Source organism: Flavimobilis sp. BM9, from assembly GCF_058313055.1.
The window spans coordinates 1-14,970 of sequence record NZ_JBZEMO010000006.1 but is presented as its reverse complement, the minus strand read 5'-3'; the positions used below and the strand labels follow the sequence as shown (position 1 = coordinate 14,970).

Here is a 14,970-nt window from a genome sequence, read left to right as displayed (position 1 = left end):
CGCCCGGCGGACCGAGGCCGCTGGCCGCGCCCGCCGGCGGGTGCGGCCTGGGCGTCAGAGCCCTTCAGCGCGCTTCGGCCGTGCGAGCAACGACGACGCCATCTCCTCGACAGGCAGCCCCTCGTGCAGGACGCCCGCGACCGCCGCGGTGATGGGCATCTCGACGCCGTGGGCGCGAGCGAGCTCGAGCACCGAGCGTGACGACTTCACCCCCTCGGCGGTCCCGCCCGTCGCGGTGATCGCCTCGTCGAGCGTGAGACCCGCACCGATGTGCTTGCCGAGCGTGTGGTTGCGCGAGAGGGGCGACGCGCACGTCGCCATGAGGTCGCCCATGCCCGCGAGGCCGGGGAACGTCTCGACGTTCGCACCGAGCGCGAGGCCGAGCCGGGTGATCTCGACGAGACCGCGCGTGATGACCGTCGCGGTCGTGTTGAGGCCGTAGCCGCAGCCCTGCGCGATGCCGACTGCGACCGCGATGACGTTCTTGACCGCGCCGCACAGCTCGACGCCGACGACGTCGGCGTTCGTGTACGGACGGAAGTACGGTGTCGAGCATGCCCGCGCGACGAGCGAGGTCGCTGCGGCGTCCGTGCCGGCGACGACCGTCGCCGTCGGCTGACGCTCCGCGATCTCACGAGCGAGGTTCGGACCCGACACGACGACGACGCGGGCGTCGTCGATGCCGAGCGCCTCGGCGACGACCTCGCTCATGCGGCGGTCGGTCTCGAGCTCGACGCCCTTCATGAGGGAGACGACGACTGCCCCGTCCGGGACGTCGGCGCGGAGCGCCGTGAGCGTCTCGCGGGCGCTCTGCGACGGGATGGCGATGACCACGAGCTCCGCGCCGTCGAGCGCAGCGGCCGCGTCGGTCGTCGCCCGGATCGACTCCGGCAGCCGGATGCCCGGGAGGTTCCGCGAGTTGCGGTGCTCGCTCATGATCTGGTCGCACACCTGCTGGCTGCGGCCCCAGATCGTCACGTCGCAACCGGCGTCGGCGAGCACCATCGCGAAGGTCGTGCCCCAGGCCCCCGAGCCGAGGACGGCAGCCCGGAGGCGGGGCTCGGTGGTCGCCGTCGGCTCGGTCGTCAGGGGCTCAGTCATGCGGGTTCTCCTCGTCGCCCGACGGACGGGTGCTGTCGGGCTCGTTCTCGGTCGTGGTCGGCTCTGGTGCGTCGGCTGCGCGCCGCGGGACACGATCACCCGTCCGCGGGTCCACGCGACCTTCCGGCGCCTTCTCCTGACGGATCTCCTCGAGGAGGGCCGTGATGGCGTCCATGACCCTGTTCGTCGCGTCGTGCAGCGTCGCCGCGTCACGAGGCCGGTCGTAGAGGTCATCGAGGTCGACCGGCGGTCCTGCCCACACGCTCACGAGCTTGCGGGGGAACGGCCGGAACCTCTTCGAGTACTGCGGGAGGATGTTCTGCATCCCCCACTGCGCGATCGGGACGACCGGCACGCGCGCCTCGAGGGCGAGCCGGGCGACCCCCGTCTTCGCGACCATCGGCCACAGGTCCGGGTCGCGCGTGAGCGTCCCCTCGGGGAACACCGCGACGCACGACCCCTCACGCAGCGCCTCGACGCCGGTCGTCAGCGAGTGCGCGGCTGCCGACGAGTTGCGCAGCACGGGGATCTGTCCGGTGCGCAGGAGCAGCGTGCCCAAGACCGGGATCGTGAACAACGACGCCTTCGCGAGGACGCGCGGAGCGTGTCCGTGGTCGTATAGGAAGTGCGCGAACGTCAGGGGGTCGATGTTCGACATGTGGTTGCCCGCCGCGATGAAGCCGCCGGAGGACGGCAGGTGCTCCCCGCCTCTCCAGTCACGCTTCGTGATCGAGAACAGGAACGGCCTGACGACGGCCGCGATGGCGCGGTACGTCCTGCTGGCGGGATGAGCGATCGTCACGAGGAGCGATCCTACCGTCGGTGGTGCCGGGCGGGGCGGGTGTCAGTCGCGGCTGAAGTCCGCGCCGAGCGCTGCGAGCTTGTCCGTGAACGACTCGTAGCCGCGGTCGATGAGCCCGATGCCGCGGACCTTCGACGTGCCCTTCGCGGCGAGCGCAGCGATCAGGTGGGAGAACCCGCCACGAAGGTCCGGCACCTCGATCTCGGCGGCCTCGAGGGGCGTCGCGCCGGAGATCACGGCCGAGTGGTAGAAGTTCCGCTGGCCGAAGCGGCAGGGCCGCCCGCCGAGGCACTCCTTGTAGACCTGGATGTTCGCGCCCATGCCGCGCAACGCGTCGGTGAACCCGAAGCGGTTCTCGTAGACGGTCTCGTGGACGATCGACAGTCCTGACGCCTGGGTCAGCGCGACGACCAGCGGCTGCTGCCAGTCGGTCATGAAGCCGGGGTGCACGTCGGTCTCCAGCACGATCGAGCGCAGCTCGCCGCCCGGGTGGTAGAAGCGGATGCCGTCGTCCTCGACCTCGAACTCGCCGCCGACCTTGCGGAAGGTGTTGAGGAACGCGGTCATCTCGGGCTGGGTCGCACCCTTGACGACGATGTCTCCACCTGTCGCGAGAGCCGCCGAGGCCCACGAGGCAGCCTCGATACGGTCCCCGAGGGCCGTGTGCCGGAAGCCACGGAGCTTCTCGACGCCCTCGATCCGGATGACGCGGTCGGTGTCGACCGAGATGATCGCGCCCATCTTCTGCAGGACGTTGATGAGGTCCATGATCTCGGGCTCGATCGCCGCGTTCGACAGCTCGGTGATGCCCTCGGCACGGACCGCGGTCAGCAGGAGCTGCTCGGTCGCGCCGACGCTCGGGTACGGCAGCGAGATCTTGGTGCCGCGCAGGCCGTTCGGGGCGGTGAGGTGGATGCCCTGGGCGCGCTTGTCGACGACGGCACCGAACTGGCGCAGGATATCGAGGTGGTAGTTGATCGGCCGGTCGCCGATGCGGCAGCCACCCAGGTCGGGGATGAACGCCTCACCGAGGCGGTGCAGGAGCGGGCCGCAGAACAGGATCGGGATGCGGCTCGACCCGGCGTGCGCGTCGATGTCCGCCACGTGAGCAGACTCGACGTTCGACGGGTCGAGACGGAGCACGCCTGCAGCCGCGTCGTAGTCGACGTGGACCCCGTGGAGCTCGAGCAGGCCGGAAACGATCTCGACGTCGCGGATGAGCGGCACGTTGCGCAGCTCGCTCGGCCCCTCCCCCAAGAGCGAGGCGACCATCGCCTTGGACACGAAGTTCTTGGCGCCGCGGACGGTGATCGTGCCGTTGAGCGGCGTGCCGCCGTTGACCGTGAGGAGATCGTTCATTGTCCTATCGTCGCCTATCGCTCGGTTCGGGTTCGCCTGTTGGTGGGAACGAGTCGTGTGGAGTTCGTGCACGGGCCCGTGCGTCGCCCGAGGAAGGGCGCGTGCCGACATGACGAACGCCGGGTGCGCCCTCCGATGTTCCTGGAGGACGCACCCGGCGTCGTCGATGGTGTCAGGCGTCGACCGGTCGCGCAGCCTCGATGTCGACCTTCGGCAAGTGCTTCGCCGGCAGGGTCTTGGGACGCCACGCCTCGCGGCTCGCCTCGAACGCCTTGATCTCGTCCTCGTGCTGGAGCGTGAGCCCGATGTCGTCGAGGCCCTCCATGAGGCGCCAGCGCGTGTAGTCGTCCAGGTGGATCTGCACGGTCACGTCGCCGGCGGACGCGGTGCGCTCGACGATGTCGACGGTGACCTCGGTGCCCGGCTCGTTCTCGAGGACCTTCCACAGCAGCTCGATGTCCTCCTGCGCGGCGATCGCCGCGACGAGGCCCTGCTTGCCCGAGTTGCCGCGGAAGATGTCGGCGAAGCGCGAGGACAGGACGGCCTTGAAGCCGTAGTCCTTGAGGGCCCACACGGCGTGCTCGCGCGACGAGCCCGTGCCGAAGTCGGGGCCCGCCACGAGGACGCTGCCGTTCGCGTAAGCAGGCTGGTTGAGGACGAACGACTCGTCGCCGCGCCAGGCGGCGAACAGCGCGTCCTCGAAGCCCGTGCGCGTGACCCGCTTGAGGTACACGGCGGGGATGATCTGGTCCGTGTCGACGTTGCCGCGACGCAGCGGCACTCCGACACCGGTGTGGGTGGTGAACTTCTCCATGGAACTGGTCCCTTCGGTTCTCGGCGTGCGGCGGTCAGACCTGAACGAGGACGTTCGGGTCGAGCGGCGCCAGCGGCGTCCCGTCGAAGGACGTCAGGTCGACGTCGGCCGGCAGGTCGAGGTCGGACAGCGAGGACAGCGTGCCGCGGATCGCGGTCGCTGCGGCGACGAGCGGAGACACGAGGTGCGTGCGCCCGCCCTTGCCCTGGCGGCCCTCGAAGTTGCGGTTCGACGTCGACGCAGCGCGCTCGCCCGGGGCGAGCTGGTCGGGGTTCATGCCGAGGCACATCGAGCAGCCGGCGTTGCGCCACTCCGCACCGAAGTCGAGGAAGATCTTGTCGAGGCCCTCGGCCTCGGCCTGGAGGCGGACGCGGGCGGAGGCGGGCACCACGAGGACGCGCACGTCGTCGGCCTTCGTGCGGCCCCGGAGGACCTTGGCGACGGACCGCAGGTCCTCGATACGGCCGTTCGTGCACGAGCCGATGAAGACCGTGTCGACCTTGATGTCGCGCAGCGGGGTGCCCGGGACGAGACCCATGTACTCGATCGCACGCTCGGCGGTGACGCGCTCGTTCTCGTCGGCGATGAGCTCGGGGACCGGGACGTTCGCGGAGAGCGGGAGGCCCTGGCCGGGGTTAGTGCCCCACGTGATGAACGGCTCGAGGTCGGAGGCGTGCAGCACGACCTCCGCGTCGAACGTCGCGTCGTCGTCGGTGCGCAGCGTCTTCCAGTACTCGACGGCGGACTCCCAGTCGGCGCCCTCGGGCGCGTGCGGGCGGCCCTTGAGGTACTCGAACGTCGTCTCGTCCGGCGCGATCATGCCGGCGCGGGCGCCGGCTTCGATCGACATGTTGCAGATGGTCATCCGCGCTTCCATCGAGAGCTTGCGGATGGCCTCGCCGCGGTACTCGAGCACGTAGCCCTGGCCGCCACCGGTGCCGATCTTCGCGATGATCGCAAGGATGATGTCCTTCGACGTGGCGCCGGGGGGCAGCTCGCCGTCGACCGTGATCGCCATCGTCTTGAACGGAGCGAGCGGGAGGGTCTGTGTCGCGAGGACGTGCTCGACCTCGCTCGTGCCGATGCCGAACGCGAGGGCACCGAAAGCGCCGTGCGTCGAGGTGTGCGAGTCGCCGCAGACGACGGTGAGGCCCGGCATCGTCAGGCCGAGCTGCGGCCCGACCTGGTGCACGATCCCCTGGTCGGCGTCGCCGAGCGAGTGGATGCGGACGCCGAACTCCTGGGCGTTGTTGCGCAGCGTCTGGATCTGCGTACGGCTCGTGAGGTCCGCGATCGGCAGGTCGATGTCGAGCGTCGGGGTGTTGTGGTCCTCGGTCGCGATCGTCAGGTCGGTGCGGCGGACCTGACGGCCTGCGAGGCGGAGCCCTTCGAACGCCTGGGGGCTCGTCACCTCGTGCAGGAGGTGGAGGTCGATGTAGAGGAGGTCCGGCGCGCCGTCGCTCCCACGACGCACGAGGTGTGCGTCCCAAACCTTCTCTGCCAGCGTCCCCGCCATGGTGCGTCCTCTCGATCACTGCAGCGCTCCCTCGCGCGAGGGAGCGGCTCAAGAATTGCGACGACTCGCCGTGCTCTGCACTTGCGTCTCAGCCTTCGAGACTGCAATATCGTCCTATGGACAATTCTAGCGGAGTTGGCGTGCTGGACAAGGCCGCCTCGGTTCTCGGTGCTCTCGAGGCCGGCCCGGCGACGCTCGCACAGCTCGTGGCAGCGACTCATCTGGCCAGGCCCACGGCCCACCGCCTCGCCGTCGCCCTCGAGCACCACCGCCTCGTGGCACGCGACATGCAGGGACGGTTCGTCCTGGGGCCGCGTCTCAACGAGCTCGCGACCGCCGCAGGTGAGGATCGGCTGCTCGCCGCAGCCAACCCTGTCCTGACGGCTTTGCGCGATCATACCGGTGAAAGCGCGCAGCTGTACCGCCGCCAGGGCGACCAGCGCATCTGCGTCGCTGCGGCAGAGCGCCCGATCGGTCTGCGCGACTCGATCCCCGTCGGCGCGACGCTCACGATGCAGGCCGGCTCCGCCGCCCAGATCCTCCTTGCATGGGAGGAGCCCGACCGCCTGCACCGCGGGCTGCAGGGCGCCAAGTTCACCGCGACGATCCTCTCGGGCGTGCGCCGTCGCGGCTGGGCCCAGTCCGTCGGCGAGCGTGAGCCGGGCGTCGCGTCCGTCTCCGCCCCGGTCCGCGGCCCCTCGGGCCGCATCGTCGCAGCCGTGTCGATCTCCGGGCCCGTCGAGCGCCTCAGCCGTCAGCCTGGGCGCCTGCACGCCGGTTCGGTGGTCGCGGCCGCCAACCGCCTCACCGAGGTCCTGCGCCGCGCGGCGAGCTGAGCCCGCCCGTCCCGATCCACCACGCAGAAGAGGCCCGGCCATCGTGAGATGACCGGGCCTCTTGCGCTGTACCCCCGACGGGATTTGAACCCGTGTTACCGCCGTGAGAGGGCGGCGTCCTAGGCCGCTAGACGACGGGGGCCGGACCGACGTTCGCGCTGACCATTCGGCCTGCGCTGTGCGCCGGGTAGGAACATTACACAGACGCCGGGCCTGAATGCCAATCGTCGACCTGTGATGCGCGCCACGGCACTCCCGCGGCGCGTTGGCGCACGAAAAAGCCCGACCGCCAGAGGACGGTCGGGCTCAGACGTACCCCCGACGGGATTTGAACCCGTGTTACCGCCGTGAGAGGGCGGCGTCCTAGGCCGCTAGACGACGGGGGCTAGAACTGCGATCGAACCGAAGTTGTCACGCTTCACGACAGCGCTCACGATCCGCAAGATCGTGCCGCTCTCGCAGCTGGGGTACCAGGACTCGAACCTAGAATGACGGTACCAGAAACCGTTGTGTTGCCAATTACACCATACCCCAAGGGGGTAACCCACCAGTCCGTCGCCAGCCCTCGCGACGCTTGCGCACCACGCGACTGACCCGTTTTCCAGGGGTTGTCCCGAGGAAGAACACTACCTGAGGATCGCCACGGGTCAAAACCAGCGCCGTCCGTGCGGCCTCTCCCTCGCCGACCCGCACGGACGACTCGGGGCGAAACGTCTCGGAACGGTCTCGGCCTGATAACACCTCGGCGCGAACTCCCGTCCCGACCCGGGTCATCCCATCACTTTGACCTACTGTCGAGAGGTGATCACGCCTCCACCGTCCCGTGCGCCCGGCGCAGCCCTCGCCGACCGCATCTCGGGGGAGGACGTCGTGGCGGCCGCCGCATGGTTCGGTTCCCGGCTCGAGAACGCGCCCGAGAAGGACCTCTCGCGCTACGCAGGCACCCTCGCCTGGACGTGCTGGCGCGCCGTCGAGCACGTGATCGACGACCTGATCGCCTACTCGCTCCAGCTCGCCGCCCAGGCGCCGCTCGCCTATGTCCCGCTCGTCGGACCACGCGGCGAGGACGAGATCGCGCACGTCGACCCCGAGAGCGGTCCGCTCGGCCTGTCCGAGGCGCTGCGGGCTTCGGCGGCGCTCCTCGCGACGCAGGTCGCGTCAGCAGGTCCGGAGGCGCGCGCCTTCCACCCCTTCGGGCTGTCCGACGCGGAGGGCTTCGCCGCGATGGGCGTCCTCGAGATCCTCGTGCACGCGCACGACGTCCAGATCGGCCTCACGGGCCAGAGCGTCGACCTCCCCGAAGACATGTCGGCCGCAGTCCTCGCGCGACTCTTCCCGGACGTCCCGGAGTCCCTCGCCTCCGAACCCGCCGGGCAGCGGCTCCTGTGGTGCACGGGGCGGATCGCTCTCGGCGACCAGCCGCGTCGCACACGGTGGCGCTGGGACTCGTCGGTCCGCTGACCCTCAGGTGCGCAGCACGCCGTCGGGACGCGCAGCGACGAGGCCCGGGAGCGCATCGAGCGTCGTGACGACGTCGACCCCCGCCTCGGCAGCCGCAGCAGGGTCCTCGAGGTGCACGCCACCCCTGCGGGTCCCAGGCCGGTCCAGCCACACCCCGCGCAGACCAGCCCGACGCGCCGCGGTCGCATCGATGTCGAGCTCGTCACCGACGTACAGCGTGCGTCCCGGGTCCGTGCCCAGCCGCCGGCACGCCTCCACGAAGACCTCCGGCGCAGGCTTGCCCACGCCGAGCGTGTCGACGCCGACGAGCATCGGCACCCGGTCGCCCAGACCGACCGTGGAGAGCTTGCGCACCTGGTACTCGACGGCGGCGTTGGACAGCGCGCCCACGCGGACGCCGTCCGCCAGGAGCGCGTCGACCGCGCGGGGTGCGTCGTCGAACGCGCGCCACGCGGCGGCGAACGCCGACTCGAAGACGCCGTCCCACGCGTCGAACGCCGCGTCGTCGAGCACGGGACCAGCGAACTGCGCGTGCAGCTCGTTCGCGCGCGTCATGCGCTGCGTCCGAAAGTCCACCTCACCGCGCGTGTAGGCGCGGTAGTGCCCACCGACGTCGCGCCGCCAGACAGCGAGCACCTCCCCGTGCCGCTCGGGCGGCAGGTGCGGCAGGTAGACGCCGGCCAGCACCGACATCGCCGACGCGAACGCTCCGCGCGTGTCGACGAGCGTGTCGTCGACGTCGAACAGGGCCCCCTCGATGCTGCGACCCGTCACAGCGCAGCCCGCAGCGCGCGCAGACGCGCGAGCGACGACTCCTTGCCGAGGATCTCCATCGACTCGAAGAGCGGCGGCGAGACGCGCCGACCCGTGATCGCGACGCGCAGCGGCGCGAACGCGAACTTCGGCTTGACCCCCATGCCCTCGATGAGGGCGGCCTTCAGCGCGTCCTGCGTCGTCTCCGGGTCGAACGCCGTGAGGCCCTCGATCGTCGCGACCGACACGTCGAGCATCTCGCGCAGACGCTCGCGCACCTGCGCCTTCGACCCCTCGGAGAGCGTGAGGGGGGTGCCCTTCGGCGCGTCCGCCGGCAGCTCGTCGAGCACCGCGTCGACGCCCGTCAGCACGCCCTTGAACGTGTTCTTGTCGACGAGCGCCGCGAGCGAGTCCGGGTCGAGCGCGACAGCGTCGTCGGCCACGAAGAGGAATCCGAGCATCCCGACGACCTCGCCGAGCAGCGTCATGCGCTCCTGCACGAGCGGCGCGCCTGCGTCGAGGAGCCGAACCTGGTCGGCAGGGAGCGCGTCGTACGAGTCAGCCGCGACGAGACCAGCCGCGTGCAGGTACGGCACGAGCCGCCCGCGGAAGTCCTCGGGCGCGAGCATGCGCAGGTGCGTCGCGTTGATCGCCTCGGCCTTCTTGAGGTCGAAACGCGCCGGGTTCGGGTTGACGTCGGCGATGTCGAACGACGCGACGAGCTCCTCGACGGAGAAGATGTCGCGGTCGGCGGCGATGGACCATCCGAGCAGCGCGAGATAGTTGAGGAGGCCCTCGGGCGTGAATCCACGCTCGCGGTGCAGGAAGAGGTTCGACTCCGGGTCACGCTTCGAGAGCTTCTTGTTGCCCTCACCCATGACGTACGGCAGGTGTCCGAACTGCGGCGTCACCTTCGCGACGCCGATCTCTCGCAGCGCGCGGTACAGGACCACCTGGCGCGGGGTCGAGGACAGCAGGTCCTCGCCGCGCAGCACGTGCGTGATCTCCATGAGGGCGTCGTCGACCGGGTTGACGAGCGTGTAGAGCGGCTGGCCGTTGCCCCGCACGATCACGTAGTCCGGGACCGAGCCCGCCTTGAACGTGACCTCGCCACGCACGAGGTCCGTGAACGAGACGTCCTCGTCCGGCATGCGCAGGCGCAGCACCGGCTCGCGGCCCTCCGCGCGGTACGCGGCCTTCTGCTCCTCGGTCAGGTCGCGGTCGAAGCCGTCGTATCCCATCGCCTCGGGGCGCCCGGCAGCGAGGTTGCGCTCCTTGATCTCCTCGGGCGTCGAGAACGACTCGTACGCGTAGCCGCCCTCGAGCAGCCGGCGCGCGACGTCGCGGTACAGCTCACCGCGCTGCGACTGCCGGTACGGCTCGTGCGGCCCGCCCACCTCGACGCCCTCGTCCCAGTCGAGCCCGAGCCAGTGCAACGCCTCGAGGACCTGCTGGTAGCTCTCCTCGGAGTCGCGTGCGGCGTCGGTGTCCTCGATGCGGAACACGAACGTGCCGCCGACGTGACGGGCGTACGCCCAGTTGAACAGCGCCGTCCGGATCAGGCCCACGTGCGGCGTCCCTGTCGGGGACGGGCAGAAGCGGACGCGGACGTCCGAGCCGGACGGGATCGGAGAGACGGTGTCAGTGGTCAAGACGCACCTGGGTTTCGGGTCGTTCGGGTGGGGGGTGACAGGGAGGCAGAGAGGTGGGTCAGTCGCGGCGGATGACGGGGTTGCGCAGCACGCCAACCCCTTCGACCTCGCACTCGACGACGTCGGCGTGCACGATCTCGCCGACCCCGGCGGGCGTGCCCGTGAGGATGACGTCGCCCGGGAGGAGCGTGAACGCCTCCGAGATGTAGGAGATGAGGTAGGCCGTGTCGAAGACCATCTGCGACGTGCGGCCGTCCTGGCGGGTCTCACCGTTGACGCGGGAGCGCACGGCCAGGTCCTCGACGTCGAGACCCGTCGTGATCCACGGACCGATGGGGCACGACGAGTCGAACCCCTTGGCGCGCGCCCACTGGTCCTCGGCGCGCTGCACGTCGCGCGCCGTGACGTCGTTGGCGACCGTGTAGCCGAAGACCTTGCCGAGCGCCTGCTCGGGGCTCACGTTGCGGGTCACCTTGCCGATGACGACGGCGAGCTCGGCCTCGTAGGAGACCTCGTGCGAGAAGGACGGGAGGACGATCGGGTCGTCCGGGCCGATGACGGCCGTGTTCGGCTTGAAGAACAGCAGCGGGGTCGTGGGGACCTCGTTGCCCATCTCCTTGACGTGGTCTGCGTAGTTCCGGCCGACGCCCACGATCTTCGAACGCGGGATCACCGGGGCGAGCAGTCGGACGTCGTCCGTGATCGGGACGACCTCGCCCGTCTCCTGGACCGGCGTGTAGATCGGGTCGCCCGTGATGACACGGAGCACCTCGTGGCCCGGCTCGCCGTCGACGACGGCATAGCGTGGATCGTTGCCCTGGGAGAATCTCGCGATACGCACGAGTCCCAGCCTACTTCCGCGCGAGGACCTCACCGTGCGTGATGGCGAACCACCCGTCGGGCTCGCGGGCCCAGTCGCGCCAGCCAGCCGCGATCTCCTCGAGCGCGACGTCGTCGGCGAGGCCCGTCGAGCGAGCCTGGATGCCGAACTGCGACGACAAGCAGCGGTCGGCCCAGAGGTTGCCCCACCACGTCCGGTCGGCCTCGGTCGCGTAGCACCACACGCCCGCCGAGGGGGTGATGCCCTCCGGCGGGAAACCTGCCTCGCGGACCCAGGACAGCAACCGGCGCCCAGCGTCAGCCTGCGCGCGGTTGGCGGCCGTCACCTCGTGGTAGAGCTCGTTCCACTCCGTGAGCGCCTCGCTCTGCGGGTACCAGGCCATCGCCGCGTAGTCGGCGTCACGGACCGCGACGAGGCCGCCCTCCTTCGTGACGCGCTTGATCTCGCGCAGCGCCGCGACCGGGTCGGACAGGTGCTGGAGCACCTGGTGGGCGTGCACGATGTCGAACGCGCCGTCCTCGAACGGGAGCTCGTAGACGTCCGCCTCGACGAACGTCACGTTCCGCACGCCCTGGTCGGCGGCGAACGACGTCGCCTGCTCGAGCACCTTGGCGGACGTGTCGATCCCCGTCACGACGCCGGGCGCGACGGTGCGCGCCAGGTCGACGGTGATTGTGCCCGGCCCGCAGCCCACGTCGAGGACGCTCAGGCCGCTCGCGAGGTGCGGCAGGAGGTAGGCGGCGGAGTTCTCGGCGGTGCGCCAGCGGTGAGAGCGCAGGACCGAGTCGTGGTGCCCGTGGGTGTAGGCGTCACGCGGGTGCGTCGCCCCTGCGACGTCGTCGGTGCTCGAGGTCATGGGCCAGGATGCTAGTCGCGGGGCCGCTCGCCCACCCCGCCCGACCACATGGTGGGCCCGCGCGCCCGTACGCTCGGACCATGACTCTCAGCGCTCCCCCGGCCGACGCGGCCGACGATCCCCGCAGCGAGCACGACAAGATGGTCGCCGGCGACTGGTACCGCTACCGCCTCGACCCGGCGCTCGCGGAGATGACGACGTCGACCCAGCGCACGTGCCGCAGCATCACCGAGCTGTACGACACGGACCGGCCTGCCGCTGAGCAGATGTTCCGCGACATGCTCGGCTCGGTGGGCGAGGGCGTCGACTTCCGCCCGCCGCTGTACCTCGACTACGGGACGCGCCTGCACGTCGGCGACGGCACCTTCATCAACGCGGACTTCCTGGCGCTCGGCGGCGGTCTCGTGACGATCGGGCGCAACGTGCTCATCGGGCCGTCGGCCCGCATCTACACCCCGCAGCACGCGATGGACGTCGAGAGCCGGCGAGCCGGGTGGGAGCGGGTGGAGCCCGTGACGATCGAGGACGACGTGTGGCTCGGCGGGAACGTCGTCGTGCTGCCGGGAGTGACGATCGGTGCGCGCAGCGTCGTCGGAGCGGGCTCGGTCGTCGTGCGCGACGTGCCGAGCGACGTCGTCGTGGTGGGCAACCCGGCACGGGTCGTGCGCTCGCTCGCCTGACCGGGCGCGGGCTACGTTGGCCCCATGACGACGCCGCAGACCGTTCCCGCGACCGCTTCGGACCTCGACGCCTCGCCCGGCGCGGGCCCCGGTCTGCGCCGGCTCGGCCGCTCCGGCCTCGTCGTGTCGGTCGTCGGGCTGGGCTGCAACAACCTCGGCAGGACGGGGACCGCGACGCGCGACGCGGAGGGCGCGACCGCCGTCGTGCGGGCGGCGCTCGACGCCGGGATCACCTTCTTCGACACCGCCGACAACTACGGTGCCGAGCCCGGTCTGAGCGAGACGCTGCTGGGGGCCGCGCTGGGGAGCGACCGTGACGACGTCGTGGTCGCGACGAAGTTCGGCATGGACGTGCGCGGGCTGAACGGTCGGGACCGCGGGGCTCGCGGGTCGCGTCGTTACATCGTGCGCGCGGTCGAGGGGTCGCTGCGCAGGCTCGGGACCGACCGGATCGACCTGCTGCAGCTGCACACCCCCGACGTCGGCACGCCGATCGAGGAGACGCTGCGCGCGCTCGACGACCTCGTGCACGCGGGGAAGGTCCTCTACGTCGGGCACTCGAACCGCGCGGGCTGGCAGATCGCCGACGCCGAGCACGTGGCTCGTGCGATCGGCACCGAGCGGTTCGTGTCGGCGCAGAACCACCTGAACCTGCTCGACAGGCGGGCGGAGCTCGAGGTCCTCCCGGCCGCCGAGGCGTACGGCCTGGGGGTCCTGCCGTACTTCCCGCTCGCGAACGGCCTGCTCAGCGGAAAGTACCGCAGGGGCGAGGCCCCTGCGGGCTCGCGCCTGACCCACTCGCGGCGCTACCTGCTCGAGACGGCCGACTGGGAACAGCTCGAGAGGTTCTCCGCGTTCGCGTCGGAGCGCGGGATGACCGAGATCGAGGTGGCGTTCTCGTGGCTGGCGTCCCGCCCCCAGGTCGCCTCGGTGATCGCGGGCGCGACGCGTCCGGAGCAGGTCGTGCAGAACGCGCGCGCTGTGCGCCGTCTGACGGCGCAGGATCTTGCGGCGCTCGACGAGATCTTCCCCCCGGCGCCGAAGGTGGCGCTCTTCTAGCCCTGCACGTGACGCCCGTCACAGGCCACCTATCCGATCCGCACCAACGCGCGGCACAGGTGGAAGCACCCTTGACGTGGGGACTTTCGTCCTTCCGGGTTCCTACCACCGTGCATGGTCCGACCGATCGGGCACAACGCAGCGCCGAACGGCGCCCGCGCCCCGCGCCCTGACCACCAGCGGCCTCCGGGGCACACCCCCCACGTCTCGGGAGCATGCCCATGTCCGACCCTGCCCTCCCCACACCGAAGCACCGTGGCCTCATGGCCCGGTTCTACGACGCACCTATCCGCACCAAGATCCTCCAGCTCGTCGCCACCGGCATCGTCGGCTGCGTGCTGATCGGTCTTCTCGGCACCTGGGGCCTCCTCCAGGCGCGGGCGAGCATGGCAGAGGTGGGCAGCACGGCCGGAGAGCTCAACGCTGACGCCATGGCGCTCAACGACGAGGTCTGGGCCACCCGCGCAGCCGCGCTCTCGCTCATGGCCGCCGAGCCGGACCAGGTCGACGAGGAGATCGCGAAGATCGAGACCGTGCAGACCAGCGCCGACGCTGCCGCAGCCGCACTCTTCGAGGACTACACCCGCTTCATCGGCGCGGACCTTCCGAACCGGGAGACCCTCGTGACGGGCTGGGAGAAGTACGTGTCCGTCGTGACCGAAGGGCTCGCACCCGCGATCCTGACCGGAGACCGGACCACCGCCCAGCGGCTGCGCACCGGAGACGCCGCGCTCGCAGGCGACGCCCTCATCACCGAGCTGACGACCACGATGGAGCACGTCGACGCCGCGGTCAACGAGATCCGCGAGAGCGCCAACGCCCAGGCCACGGCGACCATCGCGATCGTCGCCGGGGTCATCGTCGGCGTCATCGTCCTGTGCCTCGCCTTCGGCCTCTTCGTCGCCGGCCGCATCCGCCGCCCGATCGAGACCGTCCGCGACGCCCTCCAGTCCCTCGCGACCGGTGACCTCACCTCGACCGTCGAGATCACCTCGAAGGACGAGATCGGTCAGATGGCAGCCGCGCTCACGACCGCGCAGCGCAACCTGACCGCGACCCTCTCGGGCGTCGTCGAGACCGCGCACACCGTGGCCGCGTCCTCCGAGGAGCTGGCCGCGTCCAACACCCAGGTCGCCGCAGGCGCCGAGGAGACCTCGGTCCAGGCGGGCGTCGTCGCTGCCGCTGCCGAGCAGGTCTCCCGCAACGTCCAGACCGTCGCCGCCGGCGCCGAGCAGATGGG

The 14,970-nt window shown here is 70.7% G+C and carries 14 protein-coding genes and 3 tRNA genes; 5 read left to right on the top strand and 12 right to left on the bottom strand.

What is annotated here, in order from left to right; all coding sequences use genetic code 11:
* Positions 1-54 precede the first annotated feature (54 nt).
* The 5 genes from AC4F3Q_RS11295 to leuC form a co-directional block, all read right to left on the bottom strand.
* Positions 55-1,101 (bottom strand): NAD(P)H-dependent glycerol-3-phosphate dehydrogenase, encoded by a 1,047-nt coding sequence (locus AC4F3Q_RS11295; RefSeq protein ID WP_168447074.1) that lies wholly within the window; start codon positions 1,099-1,101, stop codon positions 55-57.
* Entirely contained in the window at positions 1,094-1,903 is an 810-nt protein-coding gene (locus AC4F3Q_RS11290) for a lysophospholipid acyltransferase family protein (RefSeq protein ID WP_491040046.1), read from the bottom strand. The genes AC4F3Q_RS11295 and AC4F3Q_RS11290 overlap by 8 nt, the downstream gene beginning before the upstream one ends.
* A gap of 42 nt (positions 1,904-1,945) precedes the next feature.
* Entirely contained in the window at positions 1,946-3,262 is a 1,317-nt protein-coding gene (gene murA / locus AC4F3Q_RS11285) for a UDP-N-acetylglucosamine 1-carboxyvinyltransferase (RefSeq protein ID WP_168447072.1), read from the bottom strand.
* A gap of 172 nt (positions 3,263-3,434) precedes the next feature.
* Positions 3,435-4,076 (bottom strand): 3-isopropylmalate dehydratase small subunit, encoded by a 642-nt coding sequence (leuD, locus tag AC4F3Q_RS11280; RefSeq protein ID WP_491040045.1) that lies wholly within the window; start codon positions 4,074-4,076, stop codon positions 3,435-3,437.
* A 34-nt stretch (positions 4,077-4,110) separates the two neighbouring features.
* Positions 4,111-5,592, bottom strand: a complete 1,482-nt coding sequence (gene leuC, locus AC4F3Q_RS11275) for a 3-isopropylmalate dehydratase large subunit (RefSeq protein ID WP_491040044.1) — start codon at positions 5,590-5,592, stop codon at positions 4,111-4,113.
* A gap of 116 nt (positions 5,593-5,708) precedes the next feature.
* Here leuC and AC4F3Q_RS11270 point away from each other — a divergent pair, with 116 nt between their 5' ends.
* Complete coding sequence (locus AC4F3Q_RS11270) at positions 5,709-6,428, top strand: IclR family transcriptional regulator (protein WP_098458778.1); 720 nt, start codon at positions 5,709-5,711, stop codon at positions 6,426-6,428.
* Between the two features lie 69 nt (positions 6,429-6,497).
* Here the strand turns inward: AC4F3Q_RS11270 and AC4F3Q_RS11265 are convergent.
* The 3 genes from AC4F3Q_RS11265 to AC4F3Q_RS11255 form a co-directional block, all read right to left on the bottom strand.
* Positions 6,498-6,570: transfer RNA gene (locus tag AC4F3Q_RS11265), tRNA-Glu, on the bottom strand.
* A 171-nt stretch (positions 6,571-6,741) separates the two neighbouring features.
* Positions 6,742-6,814 (bottom strand) — tRNA-Glu (locus AC4F3Q_RS11260).
* Between the two features lie 76 nt (positions 6,815-6,890).
* Positions 6,891-6,962 (bottom strand) — tRNA-Gln (locus AC4F3Q_RS11255).
* A 267-nt stretch (positions 6,963-7,229) separates the two neighbouring features.
* Between AC4F3Q_RS11255 and AC4F3Q_RS11250 the strand changes: the two genes are divergently transcribed.
* Positions 7,230-7,889, top strand: a complete 660-nt coding sequence (locus tag AC4F3Q_RS11250; RefSeq protein ID WP_491040043.1) for a hypothetical protein — start codon at positions 7,230-7,232, stop codon at positions 7,887-7,889.
* Between the two features lie 3 nt (positions 7,890-7,892).
* Here AC4F3Q_RS11250 and AC4F3Q_RS11245 read toward each other — a convergent pair whose 3' ends face one another.
* Genes AC4F3Q_RS11245 through AC4F3Q_RS11230 form a run of 4 tightly spaced genes read right to left on the bottom strand, consistent with a single transcriptional unit; the run spans position 7,893 to position 11,991 of the window.
* Complete coding sequence (locus AC4F3Q_RS11245; RefSeq protein ID WP_491040042.1) at positions 7,893-8,663, bottom strand: HAD family hydrolase; 771 nt, start codon at positions 8,661-8,663, stop codon at positions 7,893-7,895.
* A complete protein-coding gene (gene gltX / locus AC4F3Q_RS11240) occupies positions 8,660-10,294 on the bottom strand; it encodes a glutamate--tRNA ligase (protein WP_491040041.1) in 1,635 nt (544 codons plus the stop codon). Before gltX ends, AC4F3Q_RS11245 begins: the two co-directional genes overlap by 4 nt.
* A gap of 58 nt (positions 10,295-10,352) precedes the next feature.
* Entirely contained in the window at positions 10,353-11,135 is a 783-nt protein-coding gene (locus AC4F3Q_RS11235) for a fumarylacetoacetate hydrolase family protein (RefSeq protein WP_491040040.1), read from the bottom strand.
* 10 nt (positions 11,136-11,145) lie between these two features.
* On the bottom strand, positions 11,146-11,991 hold the full coding sequence (locus tag AC4F3Q_RS11230) for a class I SAM-dependent methyltransferase (protein WP_168447065.1): 846 nt from the start codon (positions 11,989-11,991) through the stop codon (positions 11,146-11,148).
* A gap of 80 nt (positions 11,992-12,071) precedes the next feature.
* Between AC4F3Q_RS11230 and AC4F3Q_RS11225 the strand changes: the two genes are divergently transcribed.
* The 3 genes from AC4F3Q_RS11225 to AC4F3Q_RS11215 all read left to right on the top strand — a co-directional run.
* The gene (locus AC4F3Q_RS11225; protein ID WP_286189376.1) at positions 12,072-12,671 is read left to right on the top strand and encodes a sugar O-acetyltransferase; all 600 of its coding nucleotides are present in this window, start codon (positions 12,072-12,074) and stop codon (positions 12,669-12,671) included.
* Positions 12,672-12,695: 24 nt separating this feature from the next.
* A complete protein-coding gene (locus AC4F3Q_RS11220) occupies positions 12,696-13,730 on the top strand; it encodes an aldo/keto reductase (RefSeq protein ID WP_491040039.1) in 1,035 nt (344 codons plus the stop codon).
* A 221-nt stretch (positions 13,731-13,951) separates the two neighbouring features.
* Positions 13,952-14,970: HAMP domain-containing protein (locus tag AC4F3Q_RS11215; RefSeq protein WP_491040038.1), on the top strand; the 1,019-nt coding region annotated here is incomplete at its 3' end.